This window comes from uncultured Citricoccus sp. (assembly GCF_937871995.1).
Classification (GTDB): Bacteria; Actinomycetota; Actinomycetes; order Actinomycetales; family Micrococcaceae; genus Citricoccus.
The window spans coordinates 1-6343 of sequence record NZ_CALMQR010000154.1; the positions used below are offsets into that span (position 1 = coordinate 1).

The window sequence follows — 6343 nt, forward strand, 5'->3', positions numbered from 1 at the left end:
GTGCCGGAGCGACACCCGGTGCCGGAGCGACACCCGGTGCCGGAGCGACACCCGGTGCGGGAGCGACGCCCGGTCGCGCGGCCGGGCGGCTGTCACCGGGCCCTGCAACCAGGCGGCCGTCGTCGGGCCGTCCGGAGGTGGACGCCGGGGCGGGCGTGCGGGCGGACGCGGGAGGGGGCGCTGCGGTGGGCTCGTGCGCGGGCTCTGAGTCGGAGGTGGGCGCAGAGGCGGACTCGGAGGTGGGCTCGGGAGCGGATGCACGGGTGGCGGCCGGGACGGACCCGTACGCGGCGACCCAGCCGGCGGCCAGCCAGGGCGCCCCGGTGCCCATCGGGGCGCGGACGATGAGCAGCCGCTCCTCGCCGGAGGGCGTCCGGAGGAACCGGTTGAGGGCCGGGTGGGAGGCTCCGAGGTCTTCGAAGAGTGGGGTCGGCGTCATCGGCTCGGGTCCGGGATCAGTCATTCCGCTGGCGGATCTGCGCTAGTGGCACGGGGAAAGACCAGCGTGTCACAGGCGTGCGGCGGATGTCCCGGGGTGGTCGACCGACGGGGTCCGCGCCTCCGGAGCGACCAGCGCCACCCGGCCAGAGGTCCCGGCCGGCGCAGCCCGGTGAGACGCCCACTCCGGCGCATCCCGGCGAGAGGTCCCGGACGGCGCAGCCCGCCGAGACGTCCGCTCCGGTGCCACCCGGCAAGACGCGTGCGCCTGGTTGCGGATAGATCGAGCCGACCCCCATGAGATTCCCCCTCCACGTCGGTGTTCGCATCGTACGCCGGACCGGGGACGACGTGACATCACACACGTCATGTTGGTGTCCGCTGCCTCGTCGCAGGCCACCTCTGAGGCGTGGATCACGGGTTCTGTAGGCTGGTCCCCACTGTCACATCACGCCCGCCGTCCCGCCGATCCGTTCGCGGGTCCGGCCGGCCTCGCACCGCTCCCGCCGCACCCACCACGGCGGGGAGAAGACACAGAAGAAGGGGACATCCTTGTGAGATCCATCCAGAACAGGCCTGCCCTGGCGGTGATCGTCGCACTGGCCGCCCTGGTCTTCGGCGGCGCCTCCCTCTCGGGCGCCACCGCCCTGGCGACCGCGCCGTCGGCCGCTGCGGCGACGCCCGCGGGATCCGGCCAGACCTACACGATCGCCACGGACACCACGTTCGCGCCCTTCGAGTTCCGCGACTCCTCCGGGGAGCTGACCGGCATCGACATCGACATCATGGAGTCGATCGCCGAGGACCAGGGATTCGAGGTGGAGTGGCAGTCCCTCGGCTTCAACGCCGCCCTGCAGGCCGTGCAGTCCGGCCAGGCCGACGGCGTGATCGCCGGCATGGGCATCACCGACGAACGCCGCGAGATCTTCGACTTCTCCGAGCCCTACTTCACGGGCACCCTGACCCTGGCCGTGAACGAGGGCGACGAGGGCGAGATCACCGGCTTCGAGTCCCTCGAGGGCAAGACCCTGGCCGTGAAGACCGGGTCCCTGTCCGAGGAGGAGGCGAAGGCGAACCAGGAGGAGTTCGGCTTCGAGCTGCTCCCGCTGGACCAGACCACCACGATGGTGGAGTCCGTGAAGTCCGGCAACGCCGATGCCCTGATGGACGACTACCCGATCATCGCCTACGGCGTGGAGCAGGGCTCCGGCCTGGTCACGGTCGGTGAGCAGATCCCCACGGGTGACTACGGCTTCGCCGTCAACAAGGGCGACAACGCCGAGCTGCTGGCCATGTTCGACGCCGGCCTGGCCGAGCTGCAGGCCTCCGGCGAGTACGACGAGATCGTGAACCGCTACCTGGGCGGCGAGGGCGAGGACGACGGGGTGGACCGCTCCACGTTCTGGGGCCTGCTCGTCACCTCGTTCCCCGCCCTGATGTCCGGCCTGGGCAACACCCTGCTGGTCACCGCCATCTCCTTCGCCCTGGCCATGGTGCTGGGCCTGCTCTTCGGGTTCATGAAGATCGCCCGCAACCCCGTCCTGCGGGGCATCGCGGTCACCTTCATCAGCATCTTCCGCGGCACCCCGATCCTCGTCTGGGCGTTCTTCTTCTACTTCGGCCTGCCGCAGCTGATCGGCACCAACGTCAACATCTGGGTGGCCGGCGTGCTGACGCTGACGCTCAACGGTGCGGCGTACATCGCCGAGATCGTCCGCGGCGCCGTCCAGTCGGTGGACCCCGGCCAGATGGAGGCCTCGAGGTCCCTGGGCCTGGGCTACGGCAAGTCCATGCAGCGCGTGGTGCTGCCGCAGGCGTTCAAGATGATGACGCCCTCGTTGATCAACCAGCTGGTCATCATGCTCAAGGACTCCTCGCTGCTGCTGGCCATCGGCTTCGCCGAGCTGCTCTACCAGGCCCAGCAGATCTACGCCGCGAACTTCCGCGTCACCGAGGTGCTGCTGATCGTGGCCGTCATCTACTTCGTGGCCATCACGCTGCTGACCCAGCTCGCCAACTACGTGGACAGGAAGGTCAACAAATGAGCACCCAGGCCGTAGAGAGCACCGGCGGGACCGCCCCGAGCCGCAAGGTCGTGGTGGACGTCCAGGACCTCACCAAGTCCTTCGGCGACCACGAGGTGCTCAAGGGCATCACCGGACAGATCCACGAGGGCGAGGTGCTGTGCGTCATCGGCCCCTCCGGCTCCGGCAAGTCCACCTTCCTGCGCTGCCTGAACCGGCTCGAGGAGCCCACGGGCGGCACCGTGCGGGTCGGCGACTTCGACCTCACGGACCCGAAGGTGGACATCAACAAGGTCCGCCGCCACATCGGCATGGTGTTCCAGCAGTTCAACCTGTTCCCCCACATGACCGTGGCGGAGAACATCATGCTGGCCCCCACCGAGGTCAAGAACGTCTCCAAGGCCGAGGCACGGCAGACCGCCGAGCGGCTGCTGGACCGTGTGGGACTGAAGGACAAGGCCGACGCGCGGCCGGCGTCGTTGTCCGGCGGCCAGAAGCAGCGCGTGGCCATCGCCCGGGCGCTGGCCATGAGCCCGCAGATCATGCTCTTCGACGAGGCGACCTCCGCCCTCGACCCCGAGATGGTGGGCGAGGTGCTGCAGGTCATCCGCGACCTGGCCGTGGAGGGCATGACCATGGTGCTGGTCACCCACGAGATGGGCTTCGCCCGCGAGGTGGCCGACCGGGTGCTGTTCATGGACCACGGGAAGATCGTGGAGGTCGGCCCGCCGGAGCAGATCTTCGACAACCCGCAGCAGCCGCGACTGCAGGAGTTCCTCTCCAAGGTCCTCTGACCGGGCAGGGCGTTGCGCAATACGGCACGGCTCCGTAGGTTAATAGGTAAGCCTTACCTCATTCGAGGATCCCGAGGCGTCCCCGACCCGACGGAGTCCCCCTGCCATGACCGTGACGGCCACCCGGACCTACCCCGCCACGCGCGCCTACCGGACGCGCGTGACCCGGATCGACCCGCTCAGCGAGCACTTCGTGCGCTTCACGCTGGCCGACGAGGACCTGCAGTTCTTCGGCACCGGGGGCCTGGACCAGCGGATCAAGCTGATGATCCCGCGCGCCGACGGCTCGCTGCCGGACGTCGGGCTGTTCGAGGATCCCGCTCCCCCGATGATGGAGTGGTACCAGCGGTGGCGGTCCCTGTCCGAGGAGGAGCGCAACCCCATGCGGACCTACACCGTCCGCGCCGTGCGTCCCGCCGAGCGGGAGATCGACGTGGACTTCGTGCTGCACGGCACCGACGGGCCCGCCTCGGCGTGGGCGTCCACCGCGGCGGTGGGCGACGAGCTCGTGGTCATCGGTCCGGACGAGCGCTCCGAGACCGGCGGACGAGGCCGCAGCGGGGGCATCGAGTGGGACCCGGGCGAGGCCACCACCCTGCTGATGGCCGGCGACGAGACCGCCGCCCCCGCCATCTGCGCCATCCTCGAGACCCTCGACGAGCGCTACTCCGGTCACGTGTACATCGAGGTGCCCACGGCCCAGGACACCCTGCCGGTCCACACCCGCGCCTCCGTGCAGCTGCAGTGGTTGCCCCGCGACGACCGCCCCCAGGGTGAGGCACTGACCGAGGCCCTGCGCTCCTGGGGCCGGGACCACGGCGCCGCGGTCGCGGGGACGGGCGTTGTGATCGCGACCGGACGTCCCGACGGCGGCGGGGCAGGTGCCGTGGCGGGGATCGGTGCCGGGACCGAGGCAGCCGTGGCCATCGAGGCCGAGGCCGAGGCCGAAAGCGAGGCCCCGCTCTGGGACGTGCCCACCGAAGGGCCGCACGGGCGCTGGTACGCGTGGCTGGCCGGTGAGGCCGGGGCGATCACGTCGATCCGGCGGCACCTCGTGAAGGACCTCGGGATCGACCGCAAGTGCGTGTCCTTCATGGGCTACTGGAAGCAGGGCCGCGCCGAGGGCAGCTGATCCCGCGCCCGGTCCCCGGGCATGCTGCAGCCCCCAGGGCACTGCAGCCCTCATGGCACTGCAGCCCTCAGTGCGCTGCAGCCCACCTTGCGCTGAAGTCCTCAGGGCGCGCTGCAGCCCTCATGGCGCGGCAGCCCCGGCCTGGCGCTCGGGAACCCGTGCCGGCAGTGCGTTCCCGCCGGCAGGCCGGGGCGCCGCCGCAGGACATCCTCGACGACGGCAGGCCGGGATCCCCGGCTCCAGGCCCCCCGCCGACCACGTCGCCCAGGGGCACTGCCTTGGAACGTTCCCGGCCATCGCGTCCCCGCCGACCGCGTCCTCGGGGCCCATCCGGTGCGCCCTCGCCCTGAAGCAGTCCGGTCCGTGACAGTCGCGGCTGCAGGCGGCCGCGCACCAGGTGGATACCGCTGCGCATTCCTGCAGGCTGAGACACGGCTTAAACCGCAGAACCCCGCGGCCTGGTCCGTGAGGACCGGGCCACGGGGTTCCGTGGGCCGAGAGCGGCAGGCGAGCTGCCGCCGTCGGGAACTGCCGTGAGGCAGCGAAGGATCAGCGCTTCGAGAACTGCGAGGCCTTGCGGGCCTTCTTGAGGCCGGCCTTCTTGCGCTCGATGACGCGAGCGTCGCGGGTCAGGAAGCCGGCCTTCTTGAGGGCCGGGCGGTTGTTCTCCCGGTCGATCTCGTTGAGGGCACGGGCCACGCCCAGGCGCAGGGCGCCGGACTGACCGGAAGGGCCACCGCCGGAGATGCGGGCGATGACGTCATAGGCACCCTCGAGCTCGAGGAGCTTGAACGGGTCGTTGACTTCCTGCTGGTGCAGCTTGTTCGGGAAGTAGGTCTCGAGACTGCGGCCGTTGATGGTCCACTGGCCGGAGCCGGGGATCACGCGGACGCGGGCGATGGCCTGCTTGCGACGACCCACGGCGCCACCGGCGACGGTCAGGGCCGGGCGCTCGGAGACCGCAACGGCCTCGGCAGCGGGGGTGGACTCGGAGGTGTAGCTGGTCAGCTCCACTTCCTCGGTCGACTCATTCTCATTCAGAGTCATGGTTCTCCTTGAAAGATTGTGGTGGGGCTGACCCGTTACTGGGCGACCTGGGTGATCTCGAACGTCTTCGGCTGCTGGGCGGCGTGCGGGTGCTCGGCACCGCGGTACACCTTGAGCTTGTGGATCTGCTCAGCGGCCAGGGAGTTCTTCGGGAGCATGCCGCGGACGGCCTTCTCCACGGCGCGGACCGGGTTCTTCTCCAGCAGTTCCGCGTAGGACACGGACGAGAGACCACCCGGGAAACCGGAGTGGCGGTAGGCCCGCTTCTTCTCGAGCTTGGCGCCGGTCAGGGCCACCTTCTCGGCGTTGATGATGATGACGAAATCGCCCATATCCATGTGGGGGGCGAAGGTCGGCTTGTGCTTTCCGCGCAGCAGAGTTGCGGTCTGGCTGGCAAGACGACCCAGCACGACGTCAGTGGCGTCGATGACGTGCCACTGGCGGTCGGCGTCGCCGGGCTTGGGAGTGTACGTACGCACGGTGTTTGCCTTCGTGTTCGGTGTCGGTACAGTGACCTGGCCGCAGGGCGTGAGTCCGCGGGCGGGCACTGAGTTCTTCGGTGCGCAACCGGTACATCAGGTGAGGACTGATGTGAGGCCGGGTCCGAAAGCTTCCCGGCGGCGCTCCGGGCGTTAGTGACCATGCAACCAGGCCACCCGAGGGCACAGCGAATCCGGGAAAGGACACGCACAACGAAGATTTATACTACCGGACCGACGCACGGCGGGCAAAGCGTGGGTTCGAACGGCGCCCGGTTGCCGGTGGGCGCAGGTCCGGGGTCGACGTCGGGCGGCCGGGATACCGAGGTTGGGCACCCGGGGCGGGACGGGGCCGGGCCGGGCGCCCGGGATGAGGCCGGGCGGGGCGGCAGCCGGCGTTCGCACCGGCGGGGCGGCAGCCGGCGTTCG

The 6343-nt window shown here is 70.0% G+C and carries 5 protein-coding genes and 1 pseudogene; 3 read left to right on the forward strand and 3 right to left on the reverse strand.

Translation table 11 applies throughout. The annotated features are described in order from the left end of the window. A pseudogene (locus Q0283_RS17270) lies at nt 1-463 on the reverse strand (hypothetical protein); the annotation flags it as partial. Nucleotides 464-992: 529 nt separating this feature from the next. Here Q0283_RS17270 and Q0283_RS17275 point away from each other — a divergent pair. The 3 genes from Q0283_RS17275 (at nt 993) to Q0283_RS17285 (ending at nt 4388) form a co-directional block, all read left to right on the forward strand. After that, nucleotides 993-2483, forward strand: coding sequence for an amino acid ABC transporter substrate-binding protein/permease (locus Q0283_RS17275; protein ID WP_298045894.1), 1491 nt, complete (start codon nt 993-995; stop codon nt 2481-2483). Continuing rightward, the gene (locus Q0283_RS17280; protein WP_221243383.1) at nt 2480-3256 is read left to right on the forward strand and encodes an amino acid ABC transporter ATP-binding protein; all 777 of its coding nucleotides are present in this window, start codon (nt 2480-2482) and stop codon (nt 3254-3256) included. The genes Q0283_RS17275 and Q0283_RS17280 overlap by 4 nt, the downstream gene beginning before the upstream one ends. A 106-nt stretch (nt 3257-3362) precedes the next feature. Beyond that, nucleotides 3363-4388, forward strand: coding sequence for a siderophore-interacting protein (locus tag Q0283_RS17285; protein ID WP_298045896.1), 1026 nt, complete (start codon nt 3363-3365; stop codon nt 4386-4388). Between the two features lie 549 nt (nt 4389-4937). On the opposite strand, the gene rpsI is transcribed toward Q0283_RS17285, so the two are convergent. Both rpsI and rplM read right to left on the reverse strand, forming a co-directional pair. After that, the gene (rpsI, locus tag Q0283_RS17290) at nt 4938-5435 is read right to left on the reverse strand and encodes a 30S ribosomal protein S9 (RefSeq protein WP_010145285.1); all 498 of its coding nucleotides are present in this window, start codon (nt 5433-5435) and stop codon (nt 4938-4940) included. A gap of 35 nt (nt 5436-5470) precedes the next feature. Beyond that, nucleotides 5471-5914, reverse strand: a complete 444-nt coding sequence (rplM, locus tag Q0283_RS17295) for a 50S ribosomal protein L13 (protein WP_010145286.1) — start codon at nt 5912-5914, stop codon at nt 5471-5473. Nucleotides 5915-6343: the final 429 nt, after the last annotated feature.

What these genes read in the sequence shown, in the direction of transcription:
- Q0283_RS17280 (WP_221243383.1), top strand. Translation starts at nt 2,480, where the DNA reads ATGAGCACCCAGGCCGTAGAGAGCACCGGCGGGACCGCCCCGAGCCGC.
- Q0283_RS17285 (WP_298045896.1), top strand. Translation starts at nt 3,363, where the DNA reads ATGACCGTGACGGCCACCCGGACCTACCCCGCCACGCGCGCCTACCGG.
- rpsI (WP_010145285.1), bottom strand. Translation starts at nt 5,435, where the DNA reads ATGACTCTGAATGAGAATGAGTCGACCGAGGAAGTGGAGCTGACCAGC.